19 protein-coding genes are annotated in these 15,889 nt (G+C 64.4%); 8 read left to right on the top strand and 11 right to left on the bottom strand.

Features of this window, described 5'->3' with window-relative positions:
• Positions 1-22: 22 nt before the first annotated feature.
• The 3 genes from QF118_RS15360 to cobS all read right to left on the bottom strand — a co-directional run bounded on the left by QF118_RS15360 (position 23) and on the right by cobS (position 2,156).
• A complete protein-coding gene (locus QF118_RS15360) occupies positions 23-484 on the bottom strand; it encodes a hypothetical protein (protein ID WP_282299923.1) in 462 nt (153 codons plus the stop codon).
• A gap of 106 nt (positions 485-590) precedes the next feature.
• Entirely contained in the window at positions 591-992 is a 402-nt protein-coding gene (locus tag QF118_RS15355) for a hypothetical protein (protein ID WP_282299922.1), read from the bottom strand.
• Positions 993-1,169: 177 nt separating this feature from the next.
• Entirely contained in the window at positions 1,170-2,156 is a 987-nt protein-coding gene (gene cobS, locus QF118_RS15350) for a cobaltochelatase subunit CobS (RefSeq protein ID WP_282299921.1), read from the bottom strand.
• Between the two features lie 100 nt (positions 2,157-2,256).
• On the opposite strand from cobS, the gene QF118_RS15345 reads away from it, so the two are divergent.
• From QF118_RS15345 to msrB, 4 genes are all read left to right on the top strand, one after another.
• Entirely contained in the window at positions 2,257-2,808 is a 552-nt protein-coding gene (locus QF118_RS15345; RefSeq protein ID WP_282299920.1) for a sigma-70 family RNA polymerase sigma factor, read from the top strand.
• Positions 2,805-3,500 carry an anti-sigma factor gene (locus QF118_RS15340; protein ID WP_282299919.1) on the top strand — a complete coding sequence of 232 codons (696 nt, stop codon included), beginning with the start codon at positions 2,805-2,807 and terminating at the stop codon, positions 3,498-3,500. Before QF118_RS15345 ends, QF118_RS15340 begins: the two co-directional genes overlap by 4 nt.
• 199 nt (positions 3,501-3,699) lie before the next feature.
• Positions 3,700-4,257, top strand: coding sequence for a fasciclin domain-containing protein (locus tag QF118_RS15335; protein ID WP_282299918.1), 558 nt, complete (start codon positions 3,700-3,702; stop codon positions 4,255-4,257).
• A gap of 196 nt (positions 4,258-4,453) precedes the next feature.
• Positions 4,454-4,927, top strand: coding sequence for a peptide-methionine (R)-S-oxide reductase MsrB (msrB, locus tag QF118_RS15330; protein ID WP_282299917.1), 474 nt, complete (start codon positions 4,454-4,456; stop codon positions 4,925-4,927).
• Positions 4,928-5,150: 223 nt separating this feature from the next.
• Here msrB and QF118_RS15325 read toward each other — a convergent pair whose 3' ends face one another.
• Entirely contained in the window at positions 5,151-5,774 is a 624-nt protein-coding gene (locus QF118_RS15325; RefSeq protein ID WP_282299916.1) for a J domain-containing protein, read from the bottom strand.
• 63 nt (positions 5,775-5,837) lie between these two features.
• Between QF118_RS15325 and QF118_RS15320 the strand changes: the two genes are divergently transcribed.
• The gene (locus QF118_RS15320) at positions 5,838-6,110 is read left to right on the top strand and encodes a BolA family protein (RefSeq protein WP_282299915.1); all 273 of its coding nucleotides are present in this window, start codon (positions 5,838-5,840) and stop codon (positions 6,108-6,110) included.
• Between the two features lie 10 nt (positions 6,111-6,120).
• On the opposite strand, the gene QF118_RS15315 is transcribed toward QF118_RS15320, so the two are convergent.
• The 3 genes from QF118_RS15315 to QF118_RS15305 form a co-directional block, all read right to left on the bottom strand.
• Positions 6,121-6,531: a DUF4177 domain-containing protein gene (locus QF118_RS15315; protein ID WP_282299914.1), complete on the bottom strand. Its 411-nt coding sequence runs from the start codon at positions 6,529-6,531 to the stop codon at positions 6,121-6,123.
• Between the two features lie 366 nt (positions 6,532-6,897).
• The gene (gene gatB / locus QF118_RS15310; protein ID WP_282299913.1) at positions 6,898-8,412 is read right to left on the bottom strand and encodes an Asp-tRNA(Asn)/Glu-tRNA(Gln) amidotransferase subunit GatB; all 1,515 of its coding nucleotides are present in this window, start codon (positions 8,410-8,412) and stop codon (positions 6,898-6,900) included.
• 85 nt (positions 8,413-8,497) lie between these two features.
• A complete protein-coding gene (locus QF118_RS15305) occupies positions 8,498-9,811 on the bottom strand; it encodes a hypothetical protein (protein ID WP_282299912.1) in 1,314 nt (437 codons plus the stop codon).
• A 356-nt stretch (positions 9,812-10,167) separates the two neighbouring features.
• Between QF118_RS15305 and QF118_RS15300 the strand changes: the two genes are divergently transcribed.
• Positions 10,168-10,896: a lytic transglycosylase domain-containing protein gene (locus QF118_RS15300; protein ID WP_317133881.1), complete on the top strand. Its 729-nt coding sequence runs from the start codon at positions 10,168-10,170 to the stop codon at positions 10,894-10,896.
• 41 nt (positions 10,897-10,937) lie between these two features.
• On the opposite strand, the gene QF118_RS15295 is transcribed toward QF118_RS15300, so the two are convergent.
• Genes QF118_RS15295 through pepN form a run of 4 tightly spaced genes read right to left on the bottom strand, consistent with a single transcriptional unit; the run spans position 10,938 to position 15,271 of the window.
• Positions 10,938-11,369, bottom strand: coding sequence for a hypothetical protein (locus QF118_RS15295; RefSeq protein ID WP_282299910.1), 432 nt, complete (start codon positions 11,367-11,369; stop codon positions 10,938-10,940).
• Entirely contained in the window at positions 11,366-12,109 is a 744-nt protein-coding gene (locus QF118_RS15290; RefSeq protein WP_282299909.1) for an SDR family oxidoreductase, read from the bottom strand. Before QF118_RS15290 ends, QF118_RS15295 begins: the two co-directional genes overlap by 4 nt.
• A gap of 26 nt (positions 12,110-12,135) precedes the next feature.
• Positions 12,136-12,666 (bottom strand): hypothetical protein, encoded by a 531-nt coding sequence (locus QF118_RS15285; protein ID WP_282299908.1) that lies wholly within the window; start codon positions 12,664-12,666, stop codon positions 12,136-12,138.
• Between the two features lie 52 nt (positions 12,667-12,718).
• On the bottom strand, positions 12,719-15,271 hold the full coding sequence (gene pepN / locus QF118_RS15280; protein ID WP_282299907.1) for an aminopeptidase N: 2,553 nt from the start codon (positions 15,269-15,271) through the stop codon (positions 12,719-12,721).
• Between the two features lie 105 nt (positions 15,272-15,376).
• Here pepN and QF118_RS15275 point away from each other — a divergent pair, with 105 nt between their 5' ends.
• Positions 15,377-15,571: a hypothetical protein gene (locus QF118_RS15275; RefSeq protein ID WP_282299906.1), complete on the top strand. Its 195-nt coding sequence runs from the start codon at positions 15,377-15,379 to the stop codon at positions 15,569-15,571.
• 51 nt (positions 15,572-15,622) lie between these two features.
• Positions 15,623-15,802: a DUF2256 domain-containing protein gene (locus tag QF118_RS15270; protein ID WP_282299905.1), complete on the top strand. Its 180-nt coding sequence runs from the start codon at positions 15,623-15,625 to the stop codon at positions 15,800-15,802.
• Positions 15,803-15,889: the final 87 nt, after the last annotated feature.

Here is a 15,889-nt window from a genome sequence, read left to right as displayed (position 1 = left end):
CATTTGGCAAGGGGGCGCGGCGTTAATTCTGCTCCAGCGCCGCCTTCATTTCATCACGCATCGCGTTGCAAAAGGCAAAGTTCGCGCGCACCGCGTTGTCCAGCAGCGCGCCGCTGGTTTCCTTGTTCTTGGCAAAGCGTTCCAGGTAGATCGCGCTGATATTGCGCACATGGGGTTCGGTAAAGGCCAGCGCGGTCTGCTGGTCTTCGTCGGCGGCGTCGCGGCGGGTCATCATCGCGTAGAACACCAGCTCTTCCTCGAGGGTGCGAAAGGTCTGCTTGGCGTTGCTGCCATCGGGGGCGGCAATCCGCAGCGCGGCGGCCAGCCCGGCGCAGGCGACGGTCGCCTTGGCCTCGCCGGCGGGGGCGGCGGTTTCGTCCAGCCGCGCCTGGAAACTCTTGGCGTCCTGCGTCGCGGCAGAGAGGTTAAGGGGGGTGAGGGCGGCCAGCGCCGCTGCGGCCAAAAGGCCCGTCCGTCTGATCATCGTCATATGTCCTGCCATCAAGGGCCCCGTCATCGCGCGGGGATTGGCCTCCAGATACCACGCCCGATCGCGGCGTCCAACGGCCCGCGAAGGGCATCGGCGGTCCCTAGCCTAGGACCATTGCCTGGCAGGTGCCGATCAACTGGCTGGCCCGCGATTGCGCGTATCTGGCGCGGCGGGCGTCCTGGCCCAGACTGGCGGTCTGCAACAGGCGGGCCTGGGCGAATTTCGCCTCGATCCGGATATGCAGCAGGTGCGCGCCGGTCAGCCCGGCCGTGCGGGCGTCATGGGTCACGGCATCCAGCAGGCTTTCGAACAGGCGGCGGCGATCCTGCGCCAAGGCCCCGTCGCGCCCCATCAGCCATTCATGTTCCATGGTGGCCGAATAGCGCCCCAAACAGGCGGCAAAACTGCGGGCCTGGTCGCCGATTTCAAGAGGCATGGCCTGACCCACCCCAGCCACGGCCCAGAAGATCAGGCCCAGAACGTATGTTTTCAAACCGCCCATAAATCAGACGGTACACGAAAGGTTCTGCTTTTCGATTAAGCGAAATGAAAACTTTTCGAAAAAGTGGCTGCGATCCCACAGCCCCTGCGGCCAGCCTTGGCGGGGGAACGACACGCCCGCAGCCACAAAAAAAGCGCCCCGAACAGGCGCTTTTTTCAATTGGTCATGTCAGAGGTTTCAGCCCAGCGACAGGCTGGCCGCGCTTTCGGGCAGTTCCTCGTCAAAGCAGCGCTGATAGAACTCGGCCACGGTCTGGCGCTCCAGCTCGTCGCATTTGTTCAGGAAGGACAGGCGGAAGGCATAGCCGACGTTGCGGAAAATCTCGGCGTTCTGGGCCCAGGCGATCACGGTGCGCGGGCTCATCACGGTCGACAATTCGCCGTTCATGAAGGCGCGGCGGGTGAAATCGGCCACGGTCACCATCTGGCGGATCGTCTTGCGGCCCTTGTCGTTGTTGTAATGCGGCGCCTTGGACAAAACGATGTTGGTTTCGGCGTCGATCGACAGGTAGTTCAGCGTCGCGACCAGCGACCAGCGGTCCATCTGGCCCTGGTTGATCTGCTGCGTGCCGTGATACAGGCCCGTGGTATCGCCCAGACCAACGGTGTTGGCGGTGGCGAAGATGCGGAAATACTTGTGCGGCGTGATGACCTTGTTCTGGTCCAGCAAGGTCAGCTTGCCGTCGGTTTCCAGCACGCGCTGGATCACGAACATCACGTCGGCGCGGCCTGCGTCGTATTCGTCAAAGACGATGGCGGTGGGGTTGCGCAGCGCCCAGGGCAGGATGCCCTCCTGGAATTGCGTGACCTGCTTGCCATCGACCAGCTTGATCGCGTCCTTGCCGATCAGGTCGATCCGGCTGATGTGGCTGTCCAGGTTCACCCGGACTGCAGGCCAGTTCAGGCGCGCCGCCACCTGTTCGATATGAGTCGATTTGCCGGTGCCGTGATAGCCCTGGATCATCACCCGGCGGTTGTTGCGAAAGCCCGCAAGGATCGCCAGCGTGGTGTCGGGATCGAACTTGTAGGTGCTGTCGATGTCGGGCACGCGCTCTGTTGCATCGGGGAAACCATGCACGACCATGTCGCTGTCGATGCCAAAGACTTCACGAACCGAAATCTCTTCGGTCGGTTTCGCGTTGATATCGATCTCGCCATTGGCCATGATTGCTCCGTCCTCTTTTCGCGTTCGCGGCTCCGTCTCTTGGGCCCGTGGTGCACCAAATCTCAAGAAGGGGCAAGAGCAAGCGGATAGTTTCACGGACATGACGGCGCAGGAAGAAATCGAAGAACTGATTGCGCGCGTCTCGATGGGCGACCGCAAGGCGTTCGAGGCGCTGTACGGGCGCACCTCGGCGAAACTTTTTGGCGTCTGCCTGCGTGTGTTAAAGTCGAGGGCCCTGGCCGAAGAGGTGTTGCAAGAGGTATTCCTGCGCATCTGGAACCGGGCGGGCCAGTACCGTGCCAATGGATATTCGCCGATGACCTGGTTGATCACAGTGACCCGAAATGCCGCCATCGACCGGCTGCGCGCCCAGGCGCGGCAGGGCGGCGGCGTCGATCTGGCCGAGCTGACCGACAGGCTGTCCGATCCCGGCCCGGGACCCGAGGCACAGACCCTGGCGCGCGACCAGGCACGCATTTTGAACGAATGCCTGGCCGAACTGCCGCCCGACCGCGCCGAAATGGTGCGCGGCGCCTATCTGGATGGCGCCAGCTATGCCGACCTGGCCGCGGCCACGGGGATCAAGCTGAACACGGTGCGCACCTGGCTGCGCCGCTCGCTGATCCAGCTGCGGGAGTGTCTGAGCGCATGAGCACCGAGACCGAAACCGATTTCCCCGGCGGGTGGGAGGCAATGGCGGCGGAATACGTGCTGGGCCTGCTGCCGCAGGACGAACGCGCCGCCTTCGAGGCGCAGATGCGCGCCGATCCCGACCTGGAGCAGGACGTGGTCGCCTGGGCCGAGTATTTCAGCACCTTCACCGACGACATCCCCGAAGAAGCCCCGCCGCCACAACTGTGGAAGCGGATCTCGGCGCAGGCCTTCGGCACCCGGCGCAGGCCCGGCTGGCGGCTTTTGCTGCCCTATCTTGCGGGCGGCGTGGCGGCGGCGGCGATCACCTGGGGGGTCTATACCTCGGGGGTGCTGACACCGCAGCAGGGCACGCACCTTTACGCCGATCTCGTGGCACAGGATCAGGGCTATGTGCTGCTGGCGCATTGGGCGCCGGACAGCGAAACCTTCATGCTGCGGCGCGATGGCGGGGCGTTCCCGACCGACAACTCTATCGAGATCTGGGTGATTCCCGCAGCGGATGCCGCGCCCGTGTCGGTGGGCTTGATGGCACAGGACGACCTGACGCAGATCCCTGTGCCGCCAGAGATGACCGCGCTGATGCAGCCCGGGGCGATGGTGGCGATTTCGCTTGAACCGCTGGGCGGATCGGTGACCGGCGCGCCCAGCGGGCCGGTTCTGGCCCTTGCCGCGCTGGACATCCGCAGCTGATCCTTTCCCCCTTCGTATCGGCCATCAGGCGCCGGGGCAGGCCCGGGGCGCGCGCCGCGTTGCAATCGGACCCCCGCCCATTCACGCATCCGTGATCGCCTTGTGATCGCTTGGCTGAAACTGTCGGCCCCCGGGCTTCGTGACTGCATGTGACCCGACCGGAAAGACGGTGGGGAAACATCAACCCGGAGGACTTCGAATGACCCGTATCGCAACACTGACCGGCCTTGCCGCCGCCACCGTCCTGGCCACCAGCGCCTTTGCCCAGATGGCCAACCCCATGGTCGGCGGCGCCGCCATGTTCGCCGACAAGACCATCGTCGAAAACGCCGTGAACTCGGCCGATCACACCACCCTGGTCGCCGCCGTGCAGCAGGCCGGCCTGGTGGATACCCTGAACTCGGAAGGGCCGTTCACCGTCTTTGCGCCGACCAACGCCGCCTTTGACAAGATTTCCGACGACAGCCTTAGCGCGCTGATGATGGACCAGAACAAGGCCCAGCTGGCGCAGATCCTGACCTGTCATGTGGTGGCGACCAATGCGCTGTCCGATGCCATCGCCGGGATGATCGCCGACGACGGCGGCGTGCATGCGGTACCCACCGTGGGCGGCTGCACCCTGCAGGCCAAAATGGTTGGCCAGAACATCATCCTGACCGATGAAAACGGCCGCGACGCCAAGGTGACCATCGCCGATGTGCGCCAGTCCAACGGCGTCATCCACGTCATCGACCGCGTGTTGTTGCCCGCCCAGTAAGAGGCGGGGAAGGGGGGGCGCATGATCCCCCCGAACCGTGGCCGGGCGCAGCCCCCTTGCAGGGCCCGGCCACCCCCTCGTGCGTTTGCGCCTTGTTGTGTGACCTATCCCAGTGCTCGCGCAAACGTGCAGTGCCCCCGGCTTGTCCCGAAAGCGCCGGGGGCGCATTCTTTTGCCAACCTCAGGAGGATCCCCCATGAAACGCCGCCATTTTCTGCAATCCGTGACAGCCACCGCGGCGGCGACGCTGTTTGCGCGCAGCGCGCAGGCCGCATCGGGCAGTTTCGAAGTGACCCGCACCAAAGCCCAGTGGAAGGCCATGCTGTCGCCGCTGGAATACAAGGTCATGCGCGAAGAAGGGACCGAGCGCGCCTTTACCTCGCCGCTCGACAAGAACACCAAAGCCGGAACCTACCTGTGCCGGGGCTGCGATCTGCCGCTGTATTCGTCACAGCACAAGTTTGACAGCGGCACCGGCTGGCCGTCCTTCTACCAGGCGCTGCCCCGTGCGGTCGGGACCAAGCCGGACCGCTCGTTGTTCGGCGTGCGGACTGAATGCCACTGCCGCCGCTGCGGATCGCATCTGGGCCATATCTTTGACGACGGGCCGGCGCCGACCGGCAAACGCCACTGCATCAACGGCGTCAGCCTGAAATTCGCCGCCGCCTGACCGCGGCACAGCCCGGGTCGCCCGAAAAAAGGAAACGGGCGCCTGGCCTGTCTGGAAACAGGTCACGCGCCCGCAAGGCATCCGCGAGTGGTCAATTCTTGCCCGGCAGACAAATTGCACGGGCCTGCAAGAACCATACAACAACTTATACGTGTATGTCCAGTGAATTCGCCCTGGGCGGGCGTCTGGCTGGGGGCGCAACCCGCGCTGCGCCCCGCCAAACTCATTTGAAGCTGCGGCTGTCCTTGATCTGGTCCCAGGCCCAGACCACCTGCTGCAACTGTTCTTCCTGGCTGCGGTCGCCGCCATTCATGTCCGGGTGCAGAACCTTGATCAGCTTCTTGTAGGCCGCGCGGATTTCCGCCTTGGTCATGTTGTCATCGGCCTCGAGAATGTCGATGGCCTTGCGTTCGGTCGGCGGCAGTTTGCGGCCACCCCCGGCCTTGCGGCCCGGATTGCGGGTGGCGTTCGTTCCCAGCACCTGGTGCGGGTCCTCGATGCCCAGGCGGGCCCAGGCCTTGGCCTCGGGGTCGCGCCATTCCTTGGTCTTGCGCTCCCAGACCTTATCGGCGCTTTCCTGCGCGTTCATCTCGGCCTCGGTCTTGCCGTCAAAGAAGCTCCACTTGGCGTTGTATTCGCGCACATGGTCCCGGCAGAACCAGAAAAAGTCGTCCAGCACGTCGGGCGCCTTGGGCGCGCGGAATTTCCCGGGTTCTTCACAGCCGTCATGATCACAGATGCGGGTCGAGGTTTCCTGTTCCCCCGACATGCTTCTGCGGCCGCGTGGATTCTTCTTTTTCGCGGATTTGATCGACATGTCAAAACCGAAGGGGTCTGATCTGCTCATGGTTCACACCTTTTCGACTCGGAGGCCAGACCTTAGACTAAATCCGAAGGTTTTACAGGGGGCATGAGCGGAAAATTGACGAAAGCTGATCACATCAAGGAACGTCTGCGTGCGGCCTTTGCGCCCGAGCATCTGCTTGTGCGCAATGACAGCGCAAGCCACGCGGGCCATGCCGGGCACGACGGATCGGGCGAAAGCCACTTTCACGTGGAAATCAAGGCTGTGGGCTTTGCAGGACTGTCCCGCATCGCGCGGCACCGGGCGGTGCATGCGGCGCTGGGGCCCGATCTGATGGGCGCCATTCACGCGCTGTCGCTGGATATTTCGACGCCCTGAGCCGCGGCCCCTAGGCCTGACCCTGCCGCAGACGTTGGGCGCGCGATACCAGCGCGCCGGGCAGGCCGGGAAGGGCAGGCTCGCTGTCTTCCTCGGCCGGGGCTGGGCGCTGCGCCTGTGGGGTGGGCCCGCCTTGAAAGGCCGGATCGGGGGGCGCCAGCAATTGGGGTTCCTTGGGGGCTGCCGCCTGCTGCGCGGCCTTGCGAAACACCAGAAGGTTGCGCCAGACGGTCTGTGTCTGGGTCAGCCCCGCGCGCTCCTCGGACGGCAGGGTGTCCGAGCGCAGGTATTCCCAGCCCGACGCGGCCATCTCGTTCATGATCCGCTCGACCGCATGGGCAAAGCGCGCCTCGGCGCTTTTGGCGCCTGGGGCCTTCTCGCCTTTTGCGGGTGCCGGGACCACCTTGTATTCGAATTGCATCGGGACGGATTCCTTGCTCTGCCAGCGCCAGACTGGCAGCCCGATAAGGAACCCTAAGGGAGAAAATGCGGCAATAAAAAGGGGCGGGCCTTGCGGCCACGCCCCTGTTGGTAAGAAACAAACGGATAAAATCCCCCCGTAAAATTCTTGTCTTGGTCGCCCGGAAATACAAGGGCTGTCCGACTGAATGCGGTGCCGGTGAACAAACCATAGCATTTCCCCCTTGATCAGGTCAGTCAGGGATTCCTTACCTTAGGTAAAGCGGGGGTTGCGCGGCCCGAACCACAAGAAAACGGCTGCTTCCGATGCCGGAAACAGCCGTCCTGAATTGGTCTGTCACAGGGCGGGGCGATGCCCCGCACCCGGTCACAATCCCAGCTTGGCGCTGATGATCTCGTTCACCGCCTTGGGGTTGGCCTTGCCGCCGGTGGCCTTCATGACCTGACCGACAAACCAGCCCGCAAGTTTCGGGTTCTGCTTGGCTTTTTCCACCTGGTCGGGGTTGGCGGCGATGATCTCATCGACCGCGGCCTCGATCGCGCCGGTGTCTGTGACCTGCTTCATGCCGCGGTCTTCGACGATCTTTTCGGGATCGCCGCCCTCGGTATAGACGATCTCGAACACGTCCTTGGCGATCTTCCCGGAAATCGCGTCCGACTTGATCAGCTTGACGATCCCGGCCAGCTGCGAGGGCGTCACCGGGCTGTCCTCGATGCTGTGGTCTTCCTTTTTCAGGCGGCCGAACAGCTCGTTGATGACCCAGTTTGCCGCCAGTTTGCCGTCGCCTGCCTCGCCTGCGACCGCCTCGAAATAGGCGGCATTGGCGACCTCGGCGGTCAGCACGCTGGCGTCATATTCCGACAGGCCAAAGTCCTTGACGAACCGCGCCTTTTTCTCGTCCGGCAGTTCCGGCAGGCTGGCCTGAATGTCATCGACCCAGGCCTGCTCGATCTCCAGCGGCAGCAGGTCGGGGTCGGGGAAATAGCGGTAATCATGCGCCTCTTCCTTGGACCGCATCGACCGGGTTTCGTTCTTGTCGGCGTCGTACAGGCGGGTTTCCTGATCGATCTTGCCGCCTGCTTCCAGAATCGCGATCTGGCGCTTGGCCTCGTAATCAATCGCCATCTGGATGAACCGCATCGAGTTCATGTTCTTGATCTCGCAGCGCGTGCCCAGATGCGAAAAGTCCTGCGTTTCCTGGTACTTTTCGTACTGACCGGGGCGGCAGACCGACACGTTCACATCGGCGCGCATGTTGCCGTTCTGCATGTTGCCATCGCAGGTGCCCAAGTACCGCAGGATCTGGCGCAGCTTGGCCAGATAGGCGGCGGCCTCTTCGGGGCCGCGAATGTCGGGGCGCGACACGATTTCCATCAGCGCGACGCCGGTGCGGTTCAGGTCGACGAACGACATGTTCGGATCCATGTCGTGGATCGATTTGCCCGCGTCCTGTTCGACGTGGATGCGTTCGATCCGCACCAGACGGGCGACGCCCGGTTCCATGTCGACGATCACTTCGCCTTCGCCGACCAGCGGGTGGTACAGCTGTGAAATCTGGTAGCCCTGCGGCAGGTCGGGGTAGAAATAGTTCTTGCGGTCAAAGGCCGATTTCAGGTTGATCTCGGCCTTCAGGCCCAGCCCGGTGCGCACCGCCTGCTCGATGCAGAATTCGTTGATGACGGGCAACATGCCGGGCATGGCCGCGTCCACAAAGGCGACGTTGGAATTGGGCTCGGCCCCGAATTTGGTCGAAGCGCCCGAAAACAGCTTGGACTTGGAGGCCACCTGCGCATGCACCTCCATGCCGATGACCAGTTCCCAATCATGCTTGGCCCCCGCGATGACCTTGGGTTTGGGGGACGAATAGGTCAGATCCAGCATGACATGCTCCTTGGCTCCATATGCGCCCCGGGTTCTAGGACGTTGGCGCCATGTGGGCAAGGGGCTGGGGCAGGGGCAATGCGGGTTAATCCAGCCGCGGCATCTGCAGGCCCTGCGGCGTAAAGACCAGCCGCCGCCCGCCATCCAGCAAGGGCGCGAAATGTTCGGCCAGGGCGGATATGGCACGGGTGCGGCCGCGCTTGACCAGATCGCAGGTTTCGATCTCGACGCGTTCCTCGCGGCTGGGGGCGGGGGCCAGGGCCCAGACCGCCGGATGCAGTTCGTGCAGGTGATCCTGCGCGATCCAGTTGAAGCAGTCGGAAATCCGCGCCTGAATGGTGCCGGGCGCCGAAACGCTTGATGCGGTCATCCCGGTAAAGGCGGCCAGACGATTGGCCATGTCCTGACCGGGGTGGCGCGACAGGATGTCGTGCAGCCCCTCGGCGAACAGGTCCGCATCCAGCCCGCGCAGGGCGTCGGGGTCCTTTTCGATGGCGCCCATGTAGACCCAGCTATAGCCGCCGACGCCCCAGACATCCTCGGTGCGCATCGCGGCGCGCCGGGCCTCGCGCTCCAGCGTTTCGCGGTTGCCAAAGCGGCGCGGCAGCAGGTCGCGGCCCAGGGCGCGCAGGTGGTCGGGGTTTCCCGGTTCCAGGTCGATCAGGTCTTCGTAATCGTCGCAGACGCGCTGCGACGGACGGGGGTCGATGTCCAGCACCCGGCAGCGCACCTCGGCCCAGAGCGGCGATTGCGTTTCAAAGGGGTCAAAGCGGTCGGCCAGTTCGGCGGCCAGGCCCATGTGTTCCTTGAAGGACATGAAGCGCGGCGGCGACAGATCGGCGGCGCGCGATGCCCCGGCCCAGGCGCGCGCCAGATCGATATGCGCCATGGCCACGACATAGGCCGTGGCGGGGCAATCGGGGATCTCTTCCATGTTCAGTTCCAGCGCGGTCAGGATCGCGCGCGCGGCATTGGCCTCGCCCTTTTGCACGGCGGCGCGTCCGGCCTCGACCGCATCGGACCGGGCGCCCTCGGCCAGCAGCGCCGCGACCGAGCGCAGGCCCTTGGTCAGCAGGCGGTCGCGGTCCGCGGCACAGATTTCGCGGCCCAGCGTTTCCCATTCTTCCTGACGCGCCAGGAACCGGCCGCGGTCGCGATACCCTTCGGCAATCTTGTGTGCCGGCGACGGGTCGCGGACCGGGATTTCGATCCGCGGGCGAAGCGGTTCGACCTTGCGCGGCGCGCGCGGTTCAGCTTTGCGCGGCTCGGATTCCGGGCGAACAGCGGCAGGCGCGGCGGTGGGCGCGGGCGCACTTTCGCTGCGGCGCGCGGAAAAACGGGCGGCAAAGGCAGAAGGACTAAAGGAACGCATGGCGGGCAGCACATCTGTAATTGTCATGCGGGCAAACTGGCGGGCAATCCGGGCCAAAACGGGGCAGGACGGGGGTGTTCCTTCGACCTTCCTTCGGCAAAGCCCGGACAGGCGCGGTATTGCGCGACACAGCGTTCCTGGCCCGGCAACAATTGCCCTGAAAACGGGGTTGATTTTCCCGATCGGCGGGAAATCACCTAGGGACTTTTGGTGGGGTTGATCGAATCTGCGGGATCGGTCAGGTTCCGCGCGTCATGATGCGTGCTGCCATTTTCTATGCGCTTCTGGCGACGTCGGTTGCGGCGAATCCAGCCCCGACCCCACTGCCCGATGCTGCATCCGGGTCTCTTTCTGCCGAGACCTCGGGTCACACTGACCTAGCTGTGAACACCTCGCTGCGCCCCGTTGCGCGGCGCACTGTCGTTATTCCGCCCGCGCGGTGGGACAAGCACGGGGGCAAACCCAGCTGGTCGCTGGCGATCGTCTCCAGCCTGCGCAGCCATGCCAGCGTGCTGCCCGACACCGTGCCAAAGGACATCGCCAACTGGTGCCCGGCCTATCCCACCGCGTCCCGCGAAGCACGCGAGGCGTTCTGGGTCGGCCTTGTCTCGGCCCTGGCCAAGCACGAAAGCACATACCGTCCCACGGCTGTGGGCGGCGGCGGGCTTTGGTATGGCCTGACGCAGATCCTGCCCGGCACCGCCCGCGGTTACGGCTGCAAGGCCAAAAGCGGCGAGGCCCTGAAAGACCCCGAGGATAACCTGAGCTGCGCCATGCGGATCATGGCCGTGACCGTGCCGCGTGATCAGGTGATCAGCGCCGGGATGCGCGGTGTGGCCGCCGACTGGGGCCCGTTCCATTCCAGCAAAAAGCGCGAAGACATGCGCCAGTGGACCCGCCAGCAGCCCTATTGCGCCGGCCTGTCGCGGTCGCTGCGCCCGGTTGCGCGCCCCGATGGTCTGCAGACCCCGGACCCGATGCAGCTGTATGCCGATGTGCGTCCGCAAATGCGCCCGGCGGATGTGCCGGTCCGCTCTGCGGCGGATGTGCCTGCGCGCCCCGCGCCCGTGCTCAGCACCAAGGGCCAAGGGATCGCGCATTCGGAAAGCTGACGGCTTTGCCCGAACGGTTGCCGGGGCGGCTGCGTCCCGGCTCAGAAGACAGAAAAATGGTGCCGTTGCACCGAAACGCCGCGCGCTTCGAACTGGCGCTGCAGCTCTTGCCAGAGGGGCAGGGCGTCCTGCGGGATCGTCAGTTTTCGCCGTGACGCATTGGCCAGCACCAGCCGCACCCTGACCGACAGATCCAGCCGCGTGTCAAAGCGCACATGATCAATGCTGTCCAGCCGCGCGTCGCCCTTGTGTCGACCGCTCCACCAGCGCAGCGCGGTGTCGTCCAGTTCCAGCCCGGCGGGGCGCGCGGTGATGAAATCCCACAGCGCCGGCAGGGTCACGGCAAAAAGCCCCGCAGCAATCCACCCCGAGGCGTCAAGCCGCCACAAGGCCAGTCCAAGCGCGCCCCAGATCAGGCCCAGCACCCACAGCGTCCGGCGGTTTCGCCCGCTGCGTTCAAAGCGATAGATCATCGCCCGCCTGACACATCCAGAAACGCCTTGGTCATATAGGATGCCTCGTCCGACAGCAGCCACAGCGCGGCGGCGGCGATTTCATCGGCCTTGCCCGCGCGGCCCAGCGGGATTTTCGCGCCCATGCTTTGCAGGCGGTCAGGCTGGCCGCCCTTGGCGTGAATGCCGGTCTCGATCGGGCCGGGACGCAGGCAGTTGACGCGAATACCCTCGGGCGCCAGTTCATCCGCCAACCCGGTCGTCAGCGTGTCGATGGCCCCCTTCGAGGCGGCGTAATCGGTGTATTCCCCCGGCGCCCCCAGCCGCGCGGCCGCCGAGGAAATGTTGACGATGCCGCCCCCCATGCCCCAGTCGCGCATCTGAAGCACCGCCAACCGGCACACCTCGATCGCGCCAAAGACATTGACCTCGAACACCCGGCGCACGCGGTCGGGGGTCAGATCGGCGATCCCGCCCTTGGGCGCGACGATCCCGGCGTTGTTGACCAGATCAATGGGCCCCGGTTCCAGCATGGCGATCTCACCGAACATCTCGGCCAGCGCGTCCATGTCCGACACATCCGCGCCGATGACAATCGCCTTGGCTCCGTCGGCGCGGATATCCTCGGCCACGGCCTCGGCCCCCGCCTGATCGCGGCCATAGTGCACCACGACGCGGTGATAGCCCTTTTTCGGCGCCATGCGCGCGGTGGCGGCCCCGATGCCTGCGCTGGCTCCGGTGACAATCAATATCTTGCTCATGGCTGGTCCTTGTGACGGTTGGCGCGTCACTTGATCCTATAGATACGCCGGATATCGTCCAGCGCCTCTTTTTGCTTGCCGCTCAGCGTACCAGAGCCAGCCTTGACGATGGCCTGAACCGTCTCCAGCAGCGGTGTGAAGCCATCCGCGCCCTGAAGTTTGTAGAGCTTGCGCGCCAGGCGCGGCACCGCCTGATCCGGGCTACCGCATTCATTCATGAGCCAGCGGCCCAGAACCGTCAGCTCCTGCGCCTCGTCACTGGGCATCTGCCCGTGTTTGGCCAGAGCGATAACAAGGGCGTCGCGCTGATCCTTGGACGGCAGATCGTCCAGTTCGACAAAGGCGTTGCCGAGGGCGGCAATCGCAATGCCCGGCTCTTCGATGGTTTCGACCGGGTGCACATTCGCCTGCCGCCGGAAGCCGAACCGGCGCGCGGCGAGGCGCACGTCATTGGCGGCGTCCAGCACTTCGCTGGCCATGTGCTGCGCGTTGCGGGCCCGGATGACAAAGAAATAGAAGGCGGCAAGCGCACCAAGCGCGGCAATGATAAAAGGCACGGGCAAGATCCTGATTCCAATCGAACTTGCCCGAGGGTAATGCTATTTGGCGTCAGATCGCAAGAATGCGCGAGACCATCTCGTTGACATCCCGGCTCAGGTTCGGCTTGGCCATGATCCGCTCCAAAGCCGCCTTGGCATGGGTCTGCCGTCCGCTGTCATACCGCGTCCATGTCTGGAAGGCGCTGCACATGCGGGCGGTGGTTTGCGGGTTCTTGTCGTCCAGCTTGATCAGCCAGTCAGCCAGCAGGGCATAGCCCGCGCCGTCCTTGCGGTGAAAGCCTGCGTGATTGCCGATCAGCCCGCCAAAGACCGCGCGAAACCGGTTGGGGTTGGTCCAGTCGAATTTCTCGTGCGCGGTCAGTGCCTTGGCGACCTCGACCGCCTTGCCGGGATCGGCGGCGCCGACCTGCAGCCCAAACCATTTGTCCATTACCAAACGGTCGTCTTTCCACTGATCGTAGAACGCGGCCAGCGCGGCCTTTGCCTTGTCGGCGCGGATCAGGTTGGCCAGCGCGGCAAGTTGCAGGGTCATGTTGTCGGCGCTGTCGAACTGCGCCTGCGCCGCCGCGCCGCCATCGGTGTGGGTCAGCAAGCCCAGAACCATGTTCCCCAGCGCCCGCTTGCCGGTCTGTTCGGCGTCGGGTTGGTAGGGGGCGGTGACGCGCGCCTCTTCGGCCAGCTTGGGCAGTAGGTCGGCCCAGCGTTCGGCCATGAACAGGCGCAGCGTCATCACCGCGTCATAGATCGCATCCGGGTCCGGCGTGCTGCCCTGTTCGTGCAGCGCCTGCGCCAGTTCGGACTGGCTGGGCAGGGCGACCAGCATCTGGCGGAAATCGGGGTCCAGCGTACTGTCGCGCAGCACCGTTTCCAACCCGTCCAGCCAGGCGGTGTCCGGCGTCGCGCCATCGCGGATCATCGCCAGCAGGCAGTCGCGGGCAAGGATATGCCCCGCCTCCCAGCGGTTGAAGGCGTCGGTGTCATGCGCCAGAAGAAAGGCGCGCTGCTGCGGGTCGGCGTCGCGCTCCAGCACCACGGGGGCGGAAAATTCGCGCAGGATCGAGGCAACGGGCCGCGCCGAAAGCCCCGTAAAGTCAAAGCTTTGCTTGGCCTCGGTCATTTCCAGCACGCGGGTTGGCACCACCTCGTCGCCATTGGGGTTCAACAGACCCACGGCAATGGGCAGCACCTGCGGCAGCTTGTCGGCCTGTCCCGGCGTGGGCGGCGTGTGCTGTTCGAACGTCAGGGTAAAGGTGCCGTTGTCCCATGCCTCGGACACCGACAGGCGCGGCGTGCCGCTTTGCGAATACCAGCGCTTGAACTGGCTCAGATCGCGGCCCGTGACATCCTCGAACACCTTCAGCCAATCCTCGATCGTGGCGGCATCGCCGTCATGGCGGTCGAAATACAGATCCAGCGCGCGGGCGTAATCGTCATCCCCCACCAGCCGTTTGAGCATCCCGATCACCTCGGCGCCCTTCTCGTAAACCGTGGCGGTGTAGAAGTTGTTGATTTCCTGAAAGCTTTCGGGCCGGACAGGGTGCGACAGCGGGCCCTGATCCTCGGGGAACTGGCGGGCGCGCAGGTCGATCACGTCGGAAATCCGCTTGACCTCGGGGCCGCGCATGTCGCTGGTGAACTGGCTGTCTCGATAGACCGTCAGCCCCTCTTTCAGGCACAGCTGGAACCAGTCGCGGCAGGTGATGCGGTTGCCGGTCCAGTTGTGGAAATACTCATGCGCGATGATCGCTTCGATCCGTTCGAAATTGTCATCGGTCGAGGTTTCGGGGCTGGCCAGAACGCAGGAGGAGTTGAAGATGTTCAGCCCCTTGTTCTCCATCGCGCCCATGTTGAAATCATCGACCGCCACGATGTTGAACACGTCCAGATCGTATTCGCGGCCATAGACATCCTCGTCCCATGTCATCGACGCCTTCAGCGCCTGCATGCCAAAGGCGCATTTGCCTTCGTCACCGGGGCGCACCCAGATGTTCAGATCGACCTTGTGGCCGCTTTTGGTGGTGAAACTGTCCGGGTGGTTGCGCAGATCGCCCGCCACCAGCGCGAACAGATAGGCCGGTTTTGGCCAGGGGTCGTGCCATTCGGCAAAACCGTCGCCCGAGGCGCCGGGATTGCCGTTCGACAGCAGCACCGGCATGGCGCTTTCGATGCGCACGGTAAAGGTGGCCATCACGTCGGGGCGGTCGGGATAAAAGGTGATCTTGCGAAAGCCTTCGGCCTCGCATTGCGTGCAGTACATGCCGCCCGACATGTACAGCCCTTCCAGCGCGGTGTTGTTCGCCGGGTCGATCTCGACCTCGGCTTCCCACAGGAAACGGCCGGCCGGCACGGCGCAGGTCAGCCCCTTGTCGGTCACCTCGGGCGTCACCTCTTGTCCGTCGATCTTGGCGCCGATCAGTCGCAGCTCTTCTCCGTGCAGGAAGAACTCTTGCTGGGGGGCCAGTTGGCAGGGGGCAAAATGAATGCGCGCCAGCACCCGCGTGGCATGGGGCGCCAGCCGAAAGGTCAGGTGCACATCCTCGATGCGCCAGCCAAAGGGGGTGTAATCGGCAAGGTAAACCGTGGTGGGGGCGGCGTCTTTCATGGCATGTCTCGCACTTGTGATGGGAACCGATCGGGTCCTCCAAGTGTTAAGTGGGCAAGTGGGGCGCTGCAATGGCGCATCCCCCCAAAGAGGAAAGGAATACAGATGTCTGCCCCTGACACCAACCTGAGCACCCAGGAAAAACGTCACAAACCGGCGCTGAGCGTACTGCGCCTGTCCATGGCCATGGTCGGCCTGTTGCTGCTGCTGTTTGTCGGCTGGCTTGTCCTGTCGGCCGATGCGCCCCAAGGCGCCGAAACCCAGGTGCAGCCCGGCGTTGGCACCGTGCCCGCCGACTGATATCGAAAGCCCTGCGCAGGCCGCGCGATACGCCATGCCGGATAAGGGCCGATGCCAAAGACACGCAAGAAATCAGACTTTCCGTCCAAGATCTGCGCCACCTGCGGGCGGCCCTTTGACTGGCGGCGCAAATGGGCCAAGGTCTGGGACGAGGTCCGCTATTGTTCCGACGCCTGCCGGGCCCGGCGCGGCAAAGCCGCCACGGGCGGCAAGGACCAGCCCGGCAGTTAGGCGCTGTGCCGGCCTTGGCCGCCGATGAAAAAGGCCCCGCACCAATTGGTCGGGGCCTTTTGCCATGCTCGTGATCCGCTAAGACCG

Source organism: Tropicibacter oceani, assembly GCF_029958925.1.
Lineage (GTDB): Bacteria > Pseudomonadota > Alphaproteobacteria > Rhodobacterales > Rhodobacteraceae > Pacificoceanicola > Pacificoceanicola oceani.
Note: the sequence above shows the minus strand (reverse complement) of the source record. Positions and strands in the feature narration are given on the sequence as shown.

Bases quoted from the DNA above. Each gene is read 5' to 3' on its own strand.
- QF118_RS15345 (WP_282299920.1), top strand. From the start codon at position 2,257: ATGACGGCGCAGGAAGAAATCGAAGAACTGATTGCGCGCGTCTCGATG.
- QF118_RS15295 (WP_282299910.1), bottom strand. From the start codon at position 11,369: ATGATCTATCGCTTTGAACGCAGCGGGCGAAACCGCCGGACGCTGTGG.
- QF118_RS15335 (WP_282299918.1), top strand. From the start codon at position 3,700: ATGACCCGTATCGCAACACTGACCGGCCTTGCCGCCGCCACCGTCCTG.
- QF118_RS15315 (WP_282299914.1), bottom strand. From the start codon at position 6,531: ATGCAATTCGAATACAAGGTGGTCCCGGCACCCGCAAAAGGCGAGAAG.
- QF118_RS15355 (WP_282299922.1), bottom strand. From the start codon at position 992: ATGGGCGGTTTGAAAACATACGTTCTGGGCCTGATCTTCTGGGCCGTG.
- QF118_RS15275 (WP_282299906.1), top strand. From the start codon at position 15,377: ATGTCTGCCCCTGACACCAACCTGAGCACCCAGGAAAAACGTCACAAA.
- QF118_RS15320 (WP_282299915.1), top strand. From the start codon at position 5,838: ATGAGCGGAAAATTGACGAAAGCTGATCACATCAAGGAACGTCTGCGT.
- QF118_RS15360 (WP_282299923.1), bottom strand. From the start codon at position 484: ATGATCAGACGGACGGGCCTTTTGGCCGCAGCGGCGCTGGCCGCCCTC.
- QF118_RS15290 (WP_282299909.1), bottom strand. From the start codon at position 12,109: ATGAGCAAGATATTGATTGTCACCGGAGCCAGCGCAGGCATCGGGGCC.
- QF118_RS15305 (WP_282299912.1), bottom strand. From the start codon at position 9,811: ATGACAATTACAGATGTGCTGCCCGCCATGCGTTCCTTTAGTCCTTCT.
- QF118_RS15270 (WP_282299905.1), top strand. From the start codon at position 15,623: ATGCCAAAGACACGCAAGAAATCAGACTTTCCGTCCAAGATCTGCGCC.
- QF118_RS15340 (WP_282299919.1), top strand. From the start codon at position 2,805: ATGAGCACCGAGACCGAAACCGATTTCCCCGGCGGGTGGGAGGCAATG.
- pepN (WP_282299907.1), bottom strand. From the start codon at position 15,271: ATGAAAGACGCCGCCCCCACCACGGTTTACCTTGCCGATTACACCCCC.
- gatB (WP_282299913.1), bottom strand. From the start codon at position 8,412: ATGCTGGATCTGACCTATTCGTCCCCCAAACCCAAGGTCATCGCGGGG.
- QF118_RS15325 (WP_282299916.1), bottom strand. From the start codon at position 5,774: ATGAGCAGATCAGACCCCTTCGGTTTTGACATGTCGATCAAATCCGCG.
- msrB (WP_282299917.1), top strand. From the start codon at position 4,454: ATGAAACGCCGCCATTTTCTGCAATCCGTGACAGCCACCGCGGCGGCG.
- cobS (WP_282299921.1), bottom strand. From the start codon at position 2,156: ATGGCCAATGGCGAGATCGATATCAACGCGAAACCGACCGAAGAGATT.